This window comes from Tessaracoccus sp. MC1679, from assembly GCF_014164775.1.
Lineage (GTDB): Bacteria > Actinomycetota > Actinomycetes > Propionibacteriales > Propionibacteriaceae > Arachnia.
In genome coordinates this window covers 33,089-51,914 of record NZ_JACJGB010000011.1, presented here as the reverse complement: position 1 = coordinate 51,914, position 18,826 = coordinate 33,089, and the positions used below count along the sequence as shown (strand labels likewise).

Annotated in this window: 16 protein-coding genes; 4 read left to right on the top strand and 12 right to left on the bottom strand. The window is 65.9% G+C overall.

The window, feature by feature from the left end:
- Positions 1 to 60: 60 nt before the first annotated feature.
- Genes H5398_RS15710 through H5398_RS15700 form a run of 3 tightly spaced genes read left to right on the top strand, consistent with a single transcriptional unit; the run spans position 61 to position 4,804 of the window.
- Positions 61 to 696 carry a hypothetical protein gene (locus tag H5398_RS15710; RefSeq protein ID WP_220489577.1) on the top strand — a complete coding sequence of 212 codons (636 nt, stop codon included), beginning with the start codon at positions 61 to 63 and terminating at the stop codon, positions 694 to 696.
- The gene (locus H5398_RS15705; protein WP_182800718.1) at positions 693 to 2,321 is read left to right on the top strand and encodes an Eco57I restriction-modification methylase domain-containing protein; all 1,629 of its coding nucleotides are present in this window, start codon (positions 693 to 695) and stop codon (positions 2,319 to 2,321) included. Before H5398_RS15710 ends, H5398_RS15705 begins: the two co-directional genes overlap by 4 nt.
- A complete protein-coding gene (locus tag H5398_RS15700; protein WP_182800717.1) occupies positions 2,318 to 4,804 on the top strand; it encodes a GIY-YIG nuclease family protein in 2,487 nt (828 codons plus the stop codon). Before H5398_RS15705 ends, H5398_RS15700 begins: the two co-directional genes overlap by 4 nt.
- Before the next feature lie 70 nt (positions 4,805 to 4,874).
- Here the strand turns inward: H5398_RS15700 and H5398_RS15695 are convergent, their stop codons facing one another.
- The 12 genes from H5398_RS15695 to H5398_RS15640 form a co-directional block, all read right to left on the bottom strand.
- The gene (locus H5398_RS15695; protein ID WP_182800716.1) at positions 4,875 to 5,447 is read right to left on the bottom strand and encodes a hypothetical protein; all 573 of its coding nucleotides are present in this window, start codon (positions 5,445 to 5,447) and stop codon (positions 4,875 to 4,877) included.
- Complete coding sequence (locus H5398_RS15690; RefSeq protein ID WP_182800715.1) at positions 5,444 to 6,166, bottom strand: helix-turn-helix domain-containing protein; 723 nt, start codon at positions 6,164 to 6,166, stop codon at positions 5,444 to 5,446. The genes H5398_RS15695 and H5398_RS15690 overlap by 4 nt, the downstream gene beginning before the upstream one ends.
- Before the next feature lie 3 nt (positions 6,167 to 6,169).
- Positions 6,170 to 7,810, bottom strand: a complete 1,641-nt coding sequence (locus H5398_RS15685; RefSeq protein ID WP_182800714.1) for a hypothetical protein — start codon at positions 7,808 to 7,810, stop codon at positions 6,170 to 6,172.
- On the bottom strand, positions 7,807 to 8,319 hold the full coding sequence (locus tag H5398_RS15680) for a hypothetical protein (protein ID WP_182800713.1): 513 nt from the start codon (positions 8,317 to 8,319) through the stop codon (positions 7,807 to 7,809). Before H5398_RS15680 ends, H5398_RS15685 begins: the two co-directional genes overlap by 4 nt.
- 52 nt (positions 8,320 to 8,371) lie before the next feature.
- On the bottom strand, positions 8,372 to 8,932 hold the full coding sequence (locus H5398_RS15675; protein WP_182800712.1) for a hypothetical protein: 561 nt from the start codon (positions 8,930 to 8,932) through the stop codon (positions 8,372 to 8,374).
- Positions 8,929 to 10,434, bottom strand: a complete 1,506-nt coding sequence (locus H5398_RS15670; protein WP_182800711.1) for a M23 family metallopeptidase — start codon at positions 10,432 to 10,434, stop codon at positions 8,929 to 8,931. Before H5398_RS15670 ends, H5398_RS15675 begins: the two co-directional genes overlap by 4 nt.
- Entirely contained in the window at positions 10,431 to 12,434 is a 2,004-nt protein-coding gene (locus tag H5398_RS15665; RefSeq protein WP_182800710.1) for a hypothetical protein, read from the bottom strand. Before H5398_RS15665 ends, H5398_RS15670 begins: the two co-directional genes overlap by 4 nt.
- On the bottom strand, positions 12,431 to 14,947 hold the full coding sequence (locus H5398_RS15660) for an ATP-binding protein (protein ID WP_182800709.1): 2,517 nt from the start codon (positions 14,945 to 14,947) through the stop codon (positions 12,431 to 12,433). The genes H5398_RS15665 and H5398_RS15660 overlap by 4 nt, the downstream gene beginning before the upstream one ends.
- A complete protein-coding gene (locus H5398_RS15655; RefSeq protein ID WP_182800726.1) occupies positions 14,944 to 15,474 on the bottom strand; it encodes a hypothetical protein in 531 nt (176 codons plus the stop codon). The genes H5398_RS15660 and H5398_RS15655 overlap by 4 nt, the downstream gene beginning before the upstream one ends.
- A 9-nt stretch (positions 15,475 to 15,483) precedes the next feature.
- The gene (locus H5398_RS15650; protein WP_182800708.1) at positions 15,484 to 15,717 is read right to left on the bottom strand and encodes a hypothetical protein; all 234 of its coding nucleotides are present in this window, start codon (positions 15,715 to 15,717) and stop codon (positions 15,484 to 15,486) included.
- A 37-nt stretch (positions 15,718 to 15,754) separates the two neighbouring features.
- Complete coding sequence (locus H5398_RS15645; RefSeq protein ID WP_182800707.1) at positions 15,755 to 16,753, bottom strand: conjugal transfer protein; 999 nt, start codon at positions 16,751 to 16,753, stop codon at positions 15,755 to 15,757.
- Between the two features lie 263 nt (positions 16,754 to 17,016).
- Positions 17,017 to 17,730, bottom strand: coding sequence for a hypothetical protein (locus H5398_RS15640; RefSeq protein WP_182800706.1), 714 nt, complete (start codon positions 17,728 to 17,730; stop codon positions 17,017 to 17,019).
- Positions 17,731 to 17,917: 187 nt separating this feature from the next.
- Between H5398_RS15640 and H5398_RS15635 the strand changes: the two genes are divergently transcribed.
- The gene (locus H5398_RS15635) at positions 17,918 to 18,775 is read left to right on the top strand and encodes a hypothetical protein (RefSeq protein ID WP_182800705.1); all 858 of its coding nucleotides are present in this window, start codon (positions 17,918 to 17,920) and stop codon (positions 18,773 to 18,775) included.
- Positions 18,776 to 18,826 lie beyond the last annotated feature (51 nt).

Sequence of the window (18,826 nt, the reverse complement as noted above, 5' to 3'; positions counted from 1 at the left end):
TGATCCGGAAGGACATGCCCGCCTGCCAGAATGGAGGGGCCAGACACAGGAGGAGCAGCGTTGCAGATCAAGACGCGCCAGCGGGTGCGTGACCTGGCAGAGGTCTACACCCACAGCCGTGAGGTGACTGCCATGCTCGACCTGATCCCGGACATGTTCCCGTCCGCCGCGGCCCCCAGCAACACCGACCACAAGTTCTTCGAACCGGCGGCCGGGTCAGGCAACTTCCTCGAAGAGATACTGCGCCGCAAGATTGCGCACACCAGCTCGCTACGCTACCGGTCGGTCCAGCTCTACGAGCACCGACTGCTGCGCGCGCTCGCTTCGATCTACGCAATCGACATCGATCCCGAGAACGTGGAGGAGTCAAGAGAACGGCTCAAGCACGTCTTCCAGTCCCATCTCGACAACGACCTCAATACCAAGGTCCCGACAGCCGGCTTCGCCGCGGCTGCCGACGCCATCCTCGGCACCAACATCGTCCTGGCGAACACATTGACCGGCCTGCACTCGATCGAGTGGGTCGACTACCGCGCCGGCCGCAACGGCACCTTCCAGCGTGAATGGTCCACTGCCGGGGAGGTCGACCAGATGGATCTGTTCTCGGTTCCGAAGGCCGACGCGGTTCCGATCCACTACTCAGTCCTGGCCGACAACCCGGGGCCTGTGGCAGCTTCGCGGAAGGTTCGAGCATGACGACTACTCAATTTGGACAGCACGTCCCCGACATCCTCGACTGCCTCGCGCAGCTCTCCAACGACGAGGTCCCAACCCCGCCGACGCTGGCACGGGCGATGCTAGACCTGCTACCCGAGGAGGTCTGGAGCCGACCCGACTACGTGTGGCTCGACCCGGTCAGCAAGTCGGGAGTCTTCCTTCGCGAGGTGGCCAAGCGCCTGTTCGACGGTCTGGCCGACTGGGAGCCGGAATTCGTGACTCGCCGCGAGCACATCTTCCGCAACATGCTGTTCGGCGCCTCCATCACCGAGATGACCGGCATTATCTCCCGCCGCAGCGTCTACTGCGCCGCTGACGCCTCCGGCACCCACAGCGTGGTGCGGTTCGACGACCCCCTAGGCAACCTGCCGTTTATCTCGGCCGCTCACGGCTTCGACACTGGCGGGAAGTGCAAGGTGTGCCGGGCGTCCGAAGACCTTGAACGCGGCGAGGACCGCGAGAACTACGCCTACTCGTTCATCCACGGCGCCTACCCCACCAAGGAGATGGCAAACATGAAGTTCGACGTCATCGTCGGTAATCCTCCGTACCAGATCGGCACAGAAGGGTTCGGGGCCACCGCATCGACGATCTATCATCACTTCGTTGAGAAGGCGATCGAACTCGACCCCCGCTACATCGTGATGATCACGCCATCTCGTTGGTTCGCCGGCGGCAAGGGGTTGGACGGGTTCCGGAGCAGGATGATCGCTGATCGCCGGATCCGTGAGATCGTAGACAACCCAAAGATCTATGACTGCTTCCCCGGAGTGAAGATTCGTGGCGGAGTTTCCTACTTCTTGTGGGACCGCTCCTACGACGGCGACTGCAAGTTCTCTACTCGCATCGATGGATGCATCCGCTCGACCATGGTCAGGGACCTTCGTGCGGGTGACGGTGTTGTGATCCGCAATAACCGCGCCGCCTCGATCGTCGACAAGGCGGTGGGTCACGCGGGGCAGTTCGTTGAGTCTGTGTGCAGTGTGACCAAACCCTTCGGCCTGACGATGCGCTCCAACTACCCGGGGAGCGTGGCCGAGCCCTTCGATGGATCGATTCCCCTCATCTACAACACGAAGGTTGGCTACAGCCGCCCCGATCAGATCCAACGCAACCACGGATGGGTCCATCGTTGGAAGGTCCTGTTGCCGATGGTCTCCAGCGGCGACACTCCCGTTGATGATGAGGGGAACATCGTAGATGTCGTCCTCGGTGAACCGATCGCACTCGCGCCTGGCTCAGCATGTACGCAGACCTACTTCATCGCAGGCATGTTCGAGTCACGAGAAGAGACGGTGAACTATGCCAACTTCTTGGCAACGAAGTTCGTCAGATTCTTGGTCCTGCAGCGGAAACTCACCCAACACGTGACCCCGGATCGCTTCAGGTTCGTGCCGATGATGGATATGACTCGCGCCTGGACCGACGCAGACCTCTACGACCATTTCGGCCTCTCGGAAGAGGAACGGGCACACATTGAAGCGACCATCAAGCCACGCTCGGTGAATCTCTCACTAGACTCGCCCATCCCTGTCAGTCACCTGCCGGGGGGGGCGAAGTATCGCCCCGGGGCTGTCCCCGATGACCCGGAGGACGAGGAGTGACGAACCGGATCTACGTCTACACCGTCGTCGGGAAGGATACCGAGCTCTGGGAGCGCACCGAGGGCTCCCAACTCGTGACGGGCGCTGGCCTGCTCAAGGTCGGCCAGACCACGAAGGGCACCGCACGTGCCCGGATCCGACAGCAGCTGAACACCGCGTACCCAGGTCTGAAGGGCGTGACGATCCTCCTCGACGAGCCGGCCACCCGTGCCAATGGCCCCGAGTTCTCGGACCACGACGTGCACTCCGCCCTTGTCGCGGCTGGCATCAATCGCACCGGCGGGGAGTGGTTCGAGGCAACCCTCGACGAGGTCAAGGCCGCGGTCCAAGTTGTGCGCTCCGGCATCGCCTACCAGCCCAAGCGGACCCAGTCCTTCACCATGCGCCCAGAGCAGCAGGCCGCTGTGGATCTGACCGCGGCCTACTTCCGGAACCAAGCCGGTAGCAAGGCACCGAAGTTCCTGTGGAACGCCAAGATGCGCTTCGGCAAGACCTTCACCACCTACCAGCTCGCCAAAGAGATGGGCTGGCAGCGCGTCTTGGTGCTGACCTTCAAGCCCGCCGTAGCTACCGCTTGGCATGACGATCTGGTCTCGCACGTCGACTTTGACGGCTGGCGCTACATCGACAAGGAATCCAGCGAGGCAGAGCGCGACGACGCCGCAGACTACAACGGTCCCGTGGTCTGGTTCGCGTCGCTCCAGGACCTGGGCGGCCGTGACTCTGAGGGCAACATCAAGGTCAAGAACGAGGTCATCCACCTCATCGACTGGGACGCGATCGTCCTGGACGAATACCACTTCGGCGCCTGGCGCGACTCCGCCCGCGCGCTATACGACCCCGCCGACAAGGATGAGGCCGAGGCCGACGAGCCCGACGAGCAGGTGACCGCCGACGACCTGACCGAGGAACTGGAGGTCAAGGCCAAGCACTACCTCTACCTGTCGGGCACACCGTTTCGGGCAATCACCGACGGCGAGTTCACCGAGGACGCGATCTTCAACTGGACATATGTCGATGAGCAGCGCGAGAAGACGCTGTGGCCCGACCCACCCTCCAACCCGTACATCACGCTGCCGCAGATGCAGATGTACTCCTACGACATGGGCAAGGAGGCCGCTGACTACGCCGAGGACGGCGAGTTCAGCGGCTTCAGCCTCAACGAGTTCTTCAAGGCCCAGCGGCTGCCAAACGGCACGCACGAGTTCGAGCGCCCCGATGAGGTCGGCGAGTTCCTGGAAATGCTGCGCGGCAAGCTGTCGGACCAGATGAAGCTGCAGGTGCTCACCCAGGACAAGCCGCCCTTCCCATTCGAGGCTGTGCGGTTCAAGTCCGCTGTGAAACACTCGGTCTGGTACATGAACAACGTCGCGGCCTGCTTCGCGATGGCCGAGCAACTGGAAAGGCATCCATACTTCTCCCAGTTCGAGATCGTGATCGCCGCCGGCAACAAGGCCGGCCAGGGCGTAGCAGCACTGCCGCCAGTCGAACGTGCCATTGAGGACGTGAAGAAGGGCGACCGGAACGGTTCAATCACCCTGTCGTGCGGGAAGCTGATGACCGGCATCACCGTGCGCGAGTGGGGCGCAATCCTCATGCTGCGGTCGCTCAAAAGCCCCGAGTCCTACTTCCAGGCCGCCTTCCGCGTCCAGTCGCCCTGGTCCTATCGCGACGCCGAGGGCAATCTAGACCTGCGCAAGACAACCTGCTACGTCTTCGAGTTCGACCCCAACCGCGCCCTGTCGCTCGTGGCCGAATACGGTTCCAAGCTCGCCACCACCGGCGACACCACGCCTTCCCAGGCCATCGGCGAGCTGATCAACTACCTGCCGATCTTCGGCTTCACCGGCGGAGCCATGACCCCGCTCGATGCCACCGCCGTCCTGGACTGGGCCAGCGCCGGCGTAGGCGCTGCAGCGCTCGCCCGCCGATGGAACTCGCCTCTGCTGGTCGACGTCAACGAGCACACCCTGGCCAGCGTGCTAGCCCAGCCGGCCCTACTGGAGGCTCTGGAGAACGTAGAGGACTTCCGAGCACTCGTAGACAACGCCCAGCAGGTCATCACCAACACCAAGGACCTGAAGAAGGCCAAGCGTGAGCAAGGCGGGAAACTCACCCCCGATCAGAAGAAGACCCAGTCGGAGACCGCGAAGCGCCGCGCCGAGATCCGCGAGAAGCTGCAGAAGTTCCTCGCAAAGATCCCTGTGTTCATGTACACCACCGACTACCGCGAAGAAGCCCTCAAGCATGTCATCGAGTCCCTCGACTCAGTCCTCTTCGAGCGTGTCACAGGGCTGTCCGTCGACGATTTCAAGTCCCTCAGCGACCTCGGCCTGTTCAACGCCCAACATCTTAACCACGCCATCTACCAGTTCAAGCGCTTTGAATCAGCAAGCCTCGACTACGCCCTGACCGAGAACGAGCGCGAACGGCGCCATCAGCACGAGCAGATTGGGTTGTGGGACACCGTGACGACCGGGTAGGAGCCTGCCGCTGGACGAGCAGGGTGTCTCACCCTGAGACACCCTGCTGGTGTGAAGAGCAGCGCGGCTCTCACGCGGACTGGCGCATCAGGTGCACCACACCAGCCTCAACCCGATCCACGACTAGCCCCGGGATCTCTGCCCGGTACTGATCTGCCAGCATCGGCACCCTGGTAGCCATGCGAACAGCAGCGTCGAGTCGATCCGCCTCACCCATGAGGTGGGGCCACAGCAGGGCCCGTAGCTGCGCACCGTGACCGCGGCCGCGACGCCGGGCATGGTGTTCACTCAGCACCCACACTCCGTCCTCGGGGTGCACCAATTGGGAGGCGTCGGCGGTGAAGTACCCAACCAGCCAGCCGTGACGCGCCCAGTGGCGCAGCGTGATCAGATGCGCTGCGACGGTAGTGGCTGCGACTGCGCCGTAGAACGTCGCCAGTCCTAGGAGGATGAGGCTGGCCGTGGACAAAGCTCCCAGCGGCCAGGCGATCGCTGCCGTGGCCAAGGCGACGGTGCCGGCCAGGATGGTGATGATGGGTTTCTGGAGTTGGTGGCGGGTCGCCCACCAGGCCAGTTTCGCCCCTGTTCCCGATCCGTAGGGGTGTGTGCCTGGGCAGGGTGTGGGGGGCGGAGGATGTGTCACCAGACGTCCAGGTCGAATGCGACGACGGTGAATCCGCCTTCGAATTCGGGGTAGCGGCCTTGGATCTGTCCGTCGACCCATTCGAATGCAGCGTCGGGGTTGTGCTGGATTGAGTCGTGGATTGATTGGGCGCTGTAGCCGCCGTGCCCACCGATCTGGACTGGGATGCGGTCTCTGGTGCCGTCCTTGCGTTGTACCTCTGCCCACACTGTGCCTGAGATCCGGCGGCCTGCGGCGGCGGCGCGGGCGACGACGTCGGCGATGACTTTCGAGCCGGCGGAGCGGTTGCGGGCGCGGTCTGTCTTGGGAACGGTGACGCGATGCAGCTCGCGCCCGTTGGGGAGCCGGTTCGCCTGGTGTGACAGCAGGTTGCGTTGGCCTGTGGGGCGTCTCTTGGGCAGCGTCTTGGGTTGCGCTGTCGACTTCGTGACGGTTCGGATCCGCTGGCCGCGTGGTGCTGGCGGCACCACTGATTCGTGGCCTTTGGTGGCGCGGACTTTCGCCAGGGTCCCGTCGGAGGATGTGCGGCGGAACGGTGGGGTCTTCACCTCGCCGCCGGACACGAGCTCGGTGAGGGCCTGCTGCAGGTTCGCGCCGGGTTTGGCGCCCTTGGCGATCTGGCCGATCAGCGAGCTGTCACGGCCGAGTCTGCGGCCGATCTCGGCGTTGGAGAAGCCTTGGGCGCGGAGCTCGAGGATGAGCTCTTGGGAGGTGGCCACTGGTTAGCCTTCCCAGCCGGCTTGTTCGGCGCTGTTGGAGAGCTGCTGGCGCACGTCGATGGTCTGTGGGGGCTTGATCGGTCCGGGGAGGTAGCCCTTGAGTCGGATGCGGCCATTGGCTCCGTCGTCGGCTCCGCCGCGGGCTTCGGGGAGGGTCCAGGGCTGGATGTGGGTGGTGTAGATGGCGTCGCCTTGGATGCCGATCAGCTGTGAGGGTTCGATCTGCAGAGCGCCGTAGAGTGCTGAGGATTTCCTGGGGCGTGGGTCGCGGAGCACGCGGGTGCGGGCAGCTCCCCACACCAGTGCGGCGATCTCGGGGTGCCAGGTTTCGGCGTCGTCGGGTCGGCCCTTGGACGGGACCTGGTAGACGAAGCCGCCGTTGGGGGCGGGCTGGACGCGGCCGACGGCGTTGGTGGCGACCTGCTCGAAGGTGGGCGCGAAGCGGGTGGTGGTGCGGGATCGGCGGGAGAAGGAGCCGATGGTGACGCGGAACATGTGTTTGATGGCGGAGGAGGCGGCGGCGTGGGAGCCGGGGCCGATGGCGCCGCGTGCCAGTCCGGTGTCGAGGCCGTTGAGCATGGAGGCGATGGCGTTGGCGAATGGTTCGATGACGTTGGATTTCTTGGTGAAGGCGATGCCTTCGAGGATCTCGATGTTCCAGTCGCTGTCGAGACGGGCTGTGCGGAGTTCCATGGAGTTGATCCAGGTTTCGCCGGTGAATCCTGGGCGGTTGGGCCAGTGCCAGCCGCGGCCGGCGCCTTCGAGTTTGATGGGGAACAGGCCGATGTGGTCCCACCAGTCGCTGATGGTGTAGCGGATCTTGTAGCGGGCGGGGTGGTATTGGTCGCGGTCGAAGAGTTCTTGGGCTTGGGTGGCGGTGAGCATGGTGGCGGGTGCGGATCCGGTGAGGCCGCGGGTGACGCCGTGGTACATGAAGCGGCCGTCGGCGTAGGCGAAGCCGGGCATGTCTTCGTCGGTGTTGGTGATGAGGGCGACGCAGTCGCCGCAGCTGCATAGGCCGGGGCCAGCGACGTAGTGCTCGAAGCGGTGCTGGGGTTCGGTGGATTGGATGAGGTGGCCGATGTCGGGGTCGATGGGTTCCATGAGGAAGTCGCGGACTCCGTCGAAGCGTTGCTTCCAGATGTTGAGTCCGGTGGCGGAGGGGCTGCGCATGAGGCCCCAGTCGGGGCGGTCGATGGCGTGGGCGATGACTCGGGTGAGGGTCTTGTAGGCGAACTCGGCTTCGATGGGTGTGAGCGCTGTGTCGCCGAACCATTCGGCGGTGGTGGTGACGGTGATGCGGTGTTGGGTTTCGGTGTGGCGGAAGCGGCCGCGTGGTGGGGTGTCGAGGTAGTGGCCGATGTCGGTCCAGCCGGGGGTGGGGTCGGTGCCTTTGGCGATCTGGGCTTGGGTGGGCAGCAGCCACGCGGAGCCGGTGGGCAGGTTTCCGCAGAGCATGATGCGGGTGGCGCGGGCGTAGCGGGCTGTTTCGAGGAGGTCGAACAGGGTGGGGGTTTTGCGGCGGCCGGCGATGATCGGTGAGATGGCTTGGCCTGCGGGGTCAAGGCCTTGGCCGGTGGTGTAGTCGAGCCAGATGATCGCTTCATCTGGTGGTCTGACCGGTGCGGGGCGCTGGGGGGTCACGCGTGGTCCTTGACGGTGCGGATCTCGGTGAGCAGCGCGGTGTCGTCGGCGCCGAGGTCGTCGGTGCGCATCCGGTAGATGGCGTGGCGGCCGCGGCCGGAGATCTCGGCGAGCTCGTGGATGCGCATACCGCCGGTGGTGCCGGCGGCGTTGATGGTGAGGCGCCAGGCCCGGTCGATCTGCGCGGCGTGGGCGAGGGCTTCTTCCCGGAGTCGGGTGGCGTCTCGCAGTATGCGTTCCCAGTCGTACGGGAACAGGTCTTCCAGGATGAGGGTGCCGTCTTTGCGGGTGCGGGGCCAGCGTTCCGCAGGGGTGATCCATCCGTGGGCGCGGGCTGACTCGGTGATGGCCTGCTTGCGGTGCCGCGGCTCTGGGGCGGGTTCATGCCAGCGTTGGGTGGGGAGCCAGTCGTGGTCGAGCTGCTGCTCGATGGTCAGCGTCAGGTGGTCTCGGCCTTCGGCGATGACCATCCGCCAGCCCACGCCGTCGTGTTCGACTGTCTCTGTCATGGCTTCACTCTAGGCCCGGTGTTGCGCGCTAGCGACACAATGTAGCGCGGTTTCAGCGGCCGGTTGCAGGGGCGATGTCGGTGACTATCCACCCGTGCAGGCTGCCGGGTTCGGCGGTCAGGAGTAGGTCCACGGATCGGCCGTCGGTGAGGGGTTGCCGGAGCAGCGCGTTGGTGGATGCCAGCTCCACGATCTGCGGGCCGCCTGTGGCGGTCGTGGTCCAGATCCGGAGGTCGTCACCGGCCAGGTCGGCGATGAGGGCTTCTGCGGCGACGGGTCGGAGCATCTGGGTTCGGAGGGTTGGGTCTGGTTGGAGCCACCCGTCGATGAACTGGCCGGCAGCGCTGACGGCGCGCAGCTGGTCTTCTGCAGGCAGTGTCCAGGTGGGGTCTTCTCCCCCGTCGTAGCTGGGGGTCTCCACCGGGGGCTGGTCGGGTGCGTGGAATCCATCGCCTTCGACGGCGGCGTCGTGCTGGCGCGGGGTGGCCGGCTGGGGGCGGCTGGTGTGGGGTGGTGGGGCCGCGGATGTCGTCGGGGTGGTGGGTCTGTCGCCGAGGAGGATGCCGGCGATGATCAGGGCGGTCACGATGGCGAGCGCGGGTTTGATGTTCATGGGGTTGCTCCTCGCGTGGAGAGCCAGGTTTCGGGGTCCAGGGTGCGGCCGCCGATGCGGACCTCGAGGTGGAGGTGTGCACCGTAGGAGTTGCCGGTGTTGCCGACGGCACCGATGGGTTGGCCGGCGGTGACTCGTTGGCCTTGGCTGACTGTTCGGCGCAGTTGGTGGGCGTAGTAGAAGACGGTGCCGTCGTCGGCGGTGATCTGGGTGAGGTTCCCGTAGGCCGAGTGCCATGAGGTGGTGGTGACGGTGCCGGCGGTGATGGAGCGCAGGAGGGTGCCTTCGGGGGCGGCGAAGTCGAGGCCGGTGTGGAAGCCGGAGGCCCATGCTTTCCCGGCCTGGTTGTAGCGGGCGGTGAGGCGGTAGCTGCCGCGGTCGATGGGCAGAGAGATGCCGCCGACGGCTGCGCCGATGCTGGCTGGGTTGCCGGTGCCCATGTCGCCGTGGAAGCTGATGTGGACGTGGTCCAGGTGGGCGGCGGAGGGGTCGGTGCCGGAGTAGCAGGATGCGGTGACCCCGCAGGTTCGCCACCCTTCGTCGGCTCGCCCGGTTGACCACAGTTTCTTGCGCCAGATGATGTAGGTCACGCCGAGGCCTTCGGCGTTGGTGCGGGCCCATTCGGCGATGTCGGTGCCGAGCGCGATCCCTGCGGGGCTGAGGTAGTCGGGGATCATCGGGTCGATGGCGTTGCCGACGTGATGGTCGGAGTCGGGGTCGTGTCGGGTGCCACCGATGACCGTGATCTGGGGCCAGTTCTGCTTGATGCAGCGCAGGCCGCGCAGGGCATCGGGTTGGAGTCCTGCTTCTGTCCTCATCCCGGTGGCCGGGCAGTCCAAGGTGCCTCCGATGCTGCCGGCGCACAGGATCTGGCCGGCTGCCCCGCCGGCGAGCCGCTGGGCCAGGGCGCGGGCGAGGGCTTCGTGTTGGGCGTAGGCGTCAGGGAACGCGGAGCGCTGCACAGCTTGGGCGGCCTGGGTGACCGGCATGTCCTGCCAGCCGTCGATGTCGGCCAGGCCGGGGATGTGATAGCCGGTGGTGGTGGTATTGCCGAGGAAGAAGGTGCGGGCCGCGTAGGCGTGGTCGTTGAGGGTGGCGATGTTGTCTGCCTGGGTGGCTCCGTTGGCGTACCAGCCGACGAGGCTGCGCTGTTGGAACAGGCCGACGTCGCCGTCACCGTTGGGGGTGAGGGTGCGCGGATCGGCGCCGAGGTTGGATTCCTGTGCCGCGGTGGCGATCCCCACGATCGCCGCGGCCGCGCCGAGACCGCTGTCGAGGGCGGCCGCGTAGATGGTGGCTGCGGCGTCGAGCTGCTGCGAGGTCAGGTCAGCTTCGGTGATGCCGTCGCCCTGCCAGCTGGCCGAACACAGCGATGCGTTGGCGGCGCTGACCTGCTGCTGGGCGCCGCCGATCATCGTGGCCATGACCATGACCATCATCACCGGGATCCCCACACCGGCCAGGAGCAGCACCCCCACGGTGAGGGCGATCCACTTCGTCATCGCGGCCGCCGCTGCCCGCTGCGTCGCAGCGCCCGCGTCTGCCTACTACTCGGCGCCGAGGACGCGGGGGTGGTGCGTGGCGGCGGCTCGTGCTGTGGCCGTCGTGTGGTGTGCAGCGGTGCGGCCGGCTTCCGGGGCGGGGTCGGGCGCGACGGCGGGGACGGCGGCTGGGGGGCGTCGCCCCCGGCGGTGGGGGGCGGTGGCAGTTCGGGGCGGGGCGGTGTCGGGCGCAGGCTGGCGGGTCGGGTGTGTGGTGGGGGGAGGACGGGGACGCGTCGCATGGGCAGTCGTGGCTGCTGGGGTGATTCAGCGTGAATTAACCGGTTAACTCCGGATGAGGGGTCGACGATCACCCCGTCGAGGACGGTGTCGTCCCCGGCCGTCTGAGCACTGCTGCTTGCTGCGGTTGGGGTTGTGGTTGTTCGGGGGCGGGGGGCGGCTCTGCCGGAGAAGGCCAGATATCCGTCGGGCTCCCCGGCGCGTGGTGGCGGGGGCGTGGCGGCGTTGCCGAGGACCGTCTTGGCCTTCTTGGTTGCTGCGTGGTTGAGCAAGACCCGGCTGGCCAGGGCGGGGTTGCCGGTCAGTGCGGCTGCCCCGACGGCGGCGGTGTTCTTCAAGGCGGTGCGGCCTTGGGGTGAGGCCAAGGCTTTGCCGGCGCCGTAGAGTCCTGCAGCTTTCATCCAGTGGGCGCCCTGTCCGGCCGGGGCGAGGGGTCGCGGGGAGCCGGCGCCGGGACGTTGGGTCATCCAGTCGGTGAGTCGGTTGGTGGCGGCTTTGAGGGCTTTGCGGTAGCGCAGGAAGGCGATCAGGCCGAGGATCATGACGATGAGGGTGATGAGGAACGCTTTGGAGGGTTGGCCTTCGTGGGCGCGGAACACGGCCTGGATCACCATCAGGTAGGTGCCGAGGAAGAACATGGCGAAGACGAAGGTGGCGATGCCGATGAACATCTCGGCGAACGCGTGACCGAGGGGTCGTCTGGCTCCGCCGGGGAGGACGGCCAGCACCAGGTTGATGATGGCTTTCAGTGAGGCCAGGATCGTCGAGACGAGGGAGAGCATCACGGTGCCGCCGATGAGGATGGCGATCAGCAGCACCACGAGGCCGGCCGGTGATTGGAGGAACACGGAGGTCACCATGCCGCCGCTGGGGTTCTCGGCGTAGGTGCCGGCGTCTTCGTTGCAGGCGGCGACGGCCTCTCGCACATTGTTGTCGTAGCCGTAGGGCCCGCCTAGGACGGCGTCGTCGTAGACGGTTTCGCAGGCGGTGCCGTCCAGGATCTGCCCGAACGAGACCAGTTGGACGGGCTGGCGGATGAAGGTGGTGATCAGTTCGGAGGTGATGGCGTTGGGGTCGGTTTCTGCTTGGTCTCCCATGGCGGCGACCAGTTCGAGGGTGTGGTCTCTGGCCTGGTAGATCCAGCCGTCAGGGCCGGCGACCAGTGCGATCGGGTTGCTGAGCACTGTTGCTGACAGGGCCACCACCAGGGCGCCGATGGCCATCTCGTAGATGCCGCGGGCGATCTTGCCGCGCATGACGAAGATGGCGCCGGCCAGGGCGGCGACGGTGAGGAACGCCGGCGCCAGCCCGAGGCGGCTGATCACGTCGAGGAGCGCGTCACCGATGGCCATCAGGGGGGTGGTGATGATGTCCAGCCACTCGAACGACACCACCCAGTCGATGAACCAGATCGCGACGGCGGCGCAGCCGAGGTAGCCGCGCCACAGGATCTCGGTGAACAGGGCGGAGATCATCGCGCCGGCGTTGAAGATGTCGCTGTGGTAGTTGATCGTCAGCTCGTAGTTCCACAGGCTGATGCCTTTGTGGTCGGCCAGCTGGATCCAGGACAGCGCCGGGATGGTTTGGCCCAGGGGGTTGCCGTCGCTGTCGGCGGCCACGAACGCGACGTTGCCGATGAGCGTCAACACCGTGGCGGCGATGAGGGTGCGGATCAAAACCTGCACCCATCGTCGCCGTCGTCGGGGCTGAGTTGGGGTCATGCGGCGAGGTCTCGGCGGCCGCCGGTGCGGGCGGCCTGGTCGCGGCTGGTCAAGGCGGGTGGGAGGATCCGGGCGCGGCCGACGGCGCCGGAGGCGTCCCGGATCAGGCATTCGCCGCGGCGATGGACGGGCACTTCGTCACCGAGCTGCGGTGAGGTGTCTTTGGTGATCAGCTCGATCAGGGCCGGGTCGTTGGGGTCCAGGTCGAGCCATCGCAGCCCGTTCTGCGCCAAGGTCTTGTCCTTGTGTCGCATCAGCACCCGGAAGGGGATCAGGCCTCGCATCGTCTCGGAGGGGAAGTCCTCATCCGGGTCGTGGGAGCCGAGGTAGACCACGGCGCGGTGCTTGCGGCCGTCGCGGATGAAGTCGACCAGTTCGTTGGTGCCTTCGGTGGAGCTGGTCACGGCGTGGGCTTCGTCGACGACGAACGCGGCGAGCTGGTCGCGGTCACGGAAACACTCGTGTTTCGCGATCGCAGTGATCAGGGCGAACACGGCACGTCCGAACAGTTTCTCCAGCCCCATCTGTCGGAACAGGTGTTCGTGGTCGAGTTCGGAGCGTTTAGGCAACGTCAGTTGGTGGGTGCGCACCACGATGGCCGGATGGTCCAGGTTGAGGGCCGGCAGCGTGTCGTCAAAGACCACACGGCCGAGATCCTTGCGGCTGAACACGCGGATCAGCCGGGCCAGATCCTTGGCGCCGGTGATGGTGCACCGGTCGGCGAGATGGTCGACGAGCGACCCGAACCCGACGATGTTGTGGCGGGTGAGGTAGTCGACTTCGAGGACTTCGGAGAGCAACACGCCCTGCTCGGAGGTGGGGGCAATGTCGAGCAGGGGGGTGAGGAACGATTGGGCGACGCGCGAGCCGGTGGCGGGGTCGAAGATCCGCAACGGGTCCAGCGACCAGGCCGGCTGCGACACGTCGACGATGCGGGGGTCCGTCAACGCTTCAGCCCACACTGCCCACTCCCCCATGTTGGTGCGGTCGGTCACGATGACGCGGCCGCCGCGATCGAGGATGGCGCCGGCCTCCTTCTTCAACGCGAACGACTTCCCGGAGCCGAGATCTCCGATGTAGGCGGTGGAACCCGACACGTTGCGGTCGGTGGCGCCATCGGGGTTGTGGAAGATCAGCGGTGCCGAGCCACACGGGGTGTCCTCGTCGAGCATGGGACCGTTGTTGATGTTGATCGCCAGCAGCGTGCCGGCACTGTCACCGACATGCGCGGTCGACAACGGCACCATGGCCGACAACGCCTCCGAGGTCGTCAACTGCGCGTACTCACGGGTCAACGCTGAGGTGGGCACCCCAGGATGGGTCTGCCACCACATCTCCTGCTGATACCCGACCGGCTGCGCCAATTTGTAGCCGGCCTCGCTGAACCAGCTGGCCAGAGCCTTGGCCTGGGCGCGCACGTCGTCGGGGTCGGCTGCGGCCACGGAGAGGATGAACGTGGCCTGGCATTCGACTTCGAGCTTGTTGCTTTCCATCAGCGCGGCGTACTCGCTGAGATCGCCAGCGTGCCGGTCGAGCGCCGAGACGCCGTGGGACAGTTCCCCTTCGCGCTGGTTGAACTGCTCATTCAAGGTTTCGAGGGCCCGCTGGTTGGAGCGCAGCACCTCGCTCGAGGACCGCACGGTGAGTCGCATGGCCCAGTCGACCGCCAGACCGCACTCGTCGAGGCGGCCCAGCATCTCCCCGCCGGGGAACGGCAGCTCACCGTCGGGGACGTCGGCCACCATCAGCATCGCCTGGTAGGAGGCGGCGTCCTCATCGCCCGGGGCCGGGGACTGGACCTTCAGGTAGCGGCGCCTCAACGGGTTCACGCCCGTCCTCTTCTTCTCGTCGTCGGTGCGGCCCCCCTCATCCAACAGCGGAGCCGGTAACGCGGAGCGGCGTTTCGCCACCGTGCTCGGGCCGGGGGTGGGGAGGAGTCCGTCGAGGTAGAGGCCGCGGTCGATCATGTGTTGGTGCAGCCACACCATCTGCGCCGGTGTGGCGGGGATCGGGTGGAAGGGTGCCGGGATCGACTCGGCCACCTGCCTGGCTTTCATCCCGGCGGCCTTCAGTTGCTCAGGTGAGGGCTTCCCCACTGGAAGACCGAGGGTGGCCTCGATGTTGCTGCGGGCTGCCTTCCAGGCTGAGGAGAGGGTGGTGCCGTCGTTGGCGAGCGGGACCGACAGCCAGAAGATCCGGTAGCCGGGGCGCAGCTGCTCGATCGTGTCGAGCGTGGCTTCGCATTCGGCGACCCACTCGGGGCACTGAGCGGGGTCTAGTCCGTTGAGCATCCGGTCGACGACCTGGTGGGGATCCAGCGTCGAGCACAGCCCCAGCATCAGCGACTCCCCCGGCAACGAGCGCAGCAACGCCTGGTGCAGGAGCCGCACCCGTTCCTTCTCGTCGGGGGCCCGCAGACCGTAGTTCACCCCGGTCAGCAGGAAATCTGCCCACACCTGGCCCGTGGTGGTGAACCGCAGGTTGTCGTAGAGGGCAACGGTGGGGATCTTCATGATGCTTCTCCTAGGAGCAGCCTCTGCACGGAGCTCAGCGCCGGACCCGGCACCGGTCGAGGCTCAGTGGCAGGTAGGACGGGGATCGGTGCGGGCACGGCGACCGGTTCGGTGAGGGGTGCAGTGGTGGGTTTCGCGAGTTGTGGGGCGGGGATGAAGACGGTCACGGGTCCTGCTGTTGTGGCGGTGTTGGGCTTCGGGTCTTTGATTGCTGTTCCGTTGAGGCGGTAGCCGCTGCTCATGAGGTTGAGGGCGCCGGATGCCAGGACGATCGGGTTCCGTATCCCGGGTGTCAGCTTTCCGGCGGCGAACACTGCGCCGATGGTGGCGCTGATGAAGATGGTGGCGTTGAGGATCAGGCCGCCGTGGGCCCAGAGCCAGGTGGTCTGCGCCAGAACGACGGCGGTCACCACCCCGGCGGCCACCTGCGTGTAGGTGTAGGGGCCGCCGGGGATGCGTGTGCCATCCGGTGTTCTACCGATCAGCTGAGGGAACTTGCGTGCCCTCGTGTACCACTTCAACGCCATCACGAGCCTCTAGGTGAGTTCGGTGGTGAACATGCTCGCGATGCCCTCGATGCCCAGCACGCCGGCGATGAGGATGCCGGCGGTGACCAGCGCACCGACGATCTTGGCCACCGACAGCTTGGAGGCGATCGCGTTGACCACGATGAACGTGATCGCCAACGCCACCACAGCGACGGTGACAGTGGACTTGAGTTCGGCCGCGAGACCGTTGACGAAATCGAAGACGCCAGCTGAAGGAAACATGGTTGGTCCTTTCTAGAAACGGACAATGTGTTCGGGGTTACTGGTTGGTGGACGAGACGCTGGGGGCAGAGTCAGCGGCTGACACCTCCTCCTCTGGTTGCGGTGCGCCTTTGATCTGGGTGATCTCCCACCGCGATGAGCGCACCGCCATCGACAGCACGTAGTCGAAGCGGGTCACGGCGCCGGTGGCGTCTTGGGCTCGTGCCCGCACCAGCAACACCACGGTCGCCCCCTCGACTGGATCCTCCGACGGCGCATCGGCGGCCGCCACGGATTCGACGATCACCTCGATGTACGGCGCGGGGGTCACCGCCCGGATCTCAGCTCCCGGCGCGGTGTAGCGGGTGATGTCCCCGGCGCCGGCCAGCAGAGCGGCAAGGAAGTCCCCCGCCGCCACGGACGCTGGGTGGGCCGGCGGCACCGTGGAGCGGTAGCCGCTACTGGGGGCCGGGGTCAGCGTCGGACCTGCCACCTCCGCGGGCAGCGTCAACACGCTCACCTGACCGGCTGCATCGACGGCGACCGGGACCTGGAAGTACCGGCGCCGCGCAACGGTCACCGGCTCACTGATCTGATCGGTGGCAGGAGTCGTGCTGGTCACCGTCACCCCGACTGTCACGACCCAGGCGCCGTCCTCCCACCGTGATTCGACCGCACCCGGGTCAGACACCTCCAGCGCCTTGGTGGGCAGGTCCGCCGCCGGCGCCAACCCGTCGTGCTGCGGGTTGCCTGAGCGGGTCGCCTCCAGCCAGGTGGTCACTGCGTGTTCCGCGACTCCGGTGGCCTCGCTCCGGCCGTCGGGTTCGGGCGTTGCAGCGGCCGCAGACTCAGCGGCCGGACGGGTCGCGGCTGTCAGCGCGACCGCTCCGACGGCAACCCCGAGAGGTGCGCAGGCGACAAGCCCCCACAACACCACGCGGGCGGCGCTGGTTGCCAGCTGCTGGCCCCGGGTCCAGTTCGATGCTGCGATCTTGACCGGGGCCTGGTCCTCGACGGGGGCTTGACCTACGGCCTTGCGGGTGTTGAGGAGCTTCATGCCGTGGTGTCCTTTCGTGCAGTCCGGCGGGACCGGGATCGGGGGGTCCCGCCGGACTTGGGTGAGGTTCTATGCAGGGCTGTGGCGATGACGGCACGGATCTCTGCAGCGGCCGCGACGTCGAGCGGGCTCGATGCCAACTCCCCCACTCGACAGCGGGTCCTGCGGTCGATGCCGTCCATCTCCACTCCCTTCTCCTTCACCTCACCTTGAGAGGGCCAACCAGCAGGCGCACCTGTGACAGGACCATGAGAGAACGCTGGTCAGGCCAGCGCAGCAGCAGACTTCGCCAACCGGGTGCGGGTCCGCTCGCACCGCTTCCGGATCACCGCCGCACTCACATCGCGGCGTTCAGCCGCCTCGCCGGCACTCCAACCCTGGATGTAGACCTCCAACAGCAGATCAACGTCATCAGCGGACACAGCGCCATCACTGAGGCCGGCCTCCAAGATCAGGCTCAGCTCCAGCCCGGCGTCATCTGCGGCGGGCATTGGATCGACCAGGTCGTAGACCTCTGCCACCGGGATGCAGCGGTCATCGGTCTCCTTGACGAAACCGCGGCGGCGGGTGAGGTTGAGAGCGACGTACCTCGTGCAATGCTCCGGATAGATGGCGATCGCCTCCCACACATCACTGATCAGGGACTGGATGTGATCGTCGAGGGTGCCCGAGTAGACGACACGGCCGCAGGCGATGTTGAGCACACGAGGCAGCAGCGCCTGCAACACCATCCTCGAAGACAGGTAGCTGTCGTGAACGACCAGGTTGTACAGCAGCTCGTTGGCGACCTCGCTAGTGGACCGATCAATCAGATCAAGGACATCACCAGGCCTTCTACACCCCGAGATCCCCATCTGCGCGACCTGACGGTGGTACTCAGCGGTGGCGTTGACCGCCACCCACTCCTGCGCCAGACCACGCAAGGTCGGCGACGTGACGGCATCGGGAACAGAGTCATGCGAACGGAAAACCAGCACGGGTAGGCCCTTTCGGTTGAGTTGGCATCACCAACTCAACTCAGACCCCCTTGCCCAGAACCTTGCCCAACCCGCGACAGGATCGAGGACGGGAACGTCCCAGTAGTCGCGGCCGTTCCAGGCACAGAATTCGACTCATGCAGTAGCCCACCAGCAGCTTTCGGGAGCTCCGTGGCACGATGCGAGGGTGGCAGACCCCTCCATCAGCACCTCGGACCTGGAATCACTCCCTGAGTTATGGGCCGCACTGCGCCGACGTTACGACGAGTTAGCGATCGCTGAAGAGCGTTATCGGACTGATTCCACTCTCTTTTCCTCACGCCGACTCGACGAGTCCCAAGTTGCGGGCCTTCGGACATACATGACAGTTTCGGGGCTACTCGCTGCCGCTCAGGACAACCAGTTGATGTTCGAGGAGGTGGTCAAGAAGATCGGCATCACCTCGCACGCACCATGGAACCTCATCCGACCAGCCTTCGAGACGGCCTTCCATGCGCTGTGGGTTCTCGATCCCATCGAAGGCTACGGCCGGCGACGGCGCGGCTTACAGATCGAGCTCGCTGACCATCGCGAGCGAAAGAACTGGGTCGAGGCGATGCAGGCCACGGGCTTCACCACTCCAGAGATCGACTTGCGGTTGGCCGAGCGCAACTCAGAAGTTCTTGCCACCTACAGTCAAGAGGCCAGCTACTTCCGAGCTAAGGTCGGTGACCTTAATCGCCTTCCAAATCTTGTGGAGGAGATCCCAAGACTTCGCTCATTGGCCAAGTTTGACGCAGGTATCCGATACTCATTGGTGGCCACGTGGCGTCAACTTTCGGGACTCCAACACGGCCACACCTACGCGTTGATGGCCGCCAGCGACAAGTCCCAGGTGGTGAAGATCCCTGGCGGTGTCCAACTGGTGGTGACGGCAAACGACCACGTGTTCGTGGCTGCGGCGAAGTCTGCTGCGATGATTCAACTGTTTGCCCTCCGCCGCCTCATCGAACTAACCTCCACGCCTCCGAACCCAGTCTCTGGCGCGCCTGCCCTGGACGCCTAGGCGTCGGCTCCCTTCAGCTGCAGGGCTGTACGTCGTGTCCCCCGATTTACC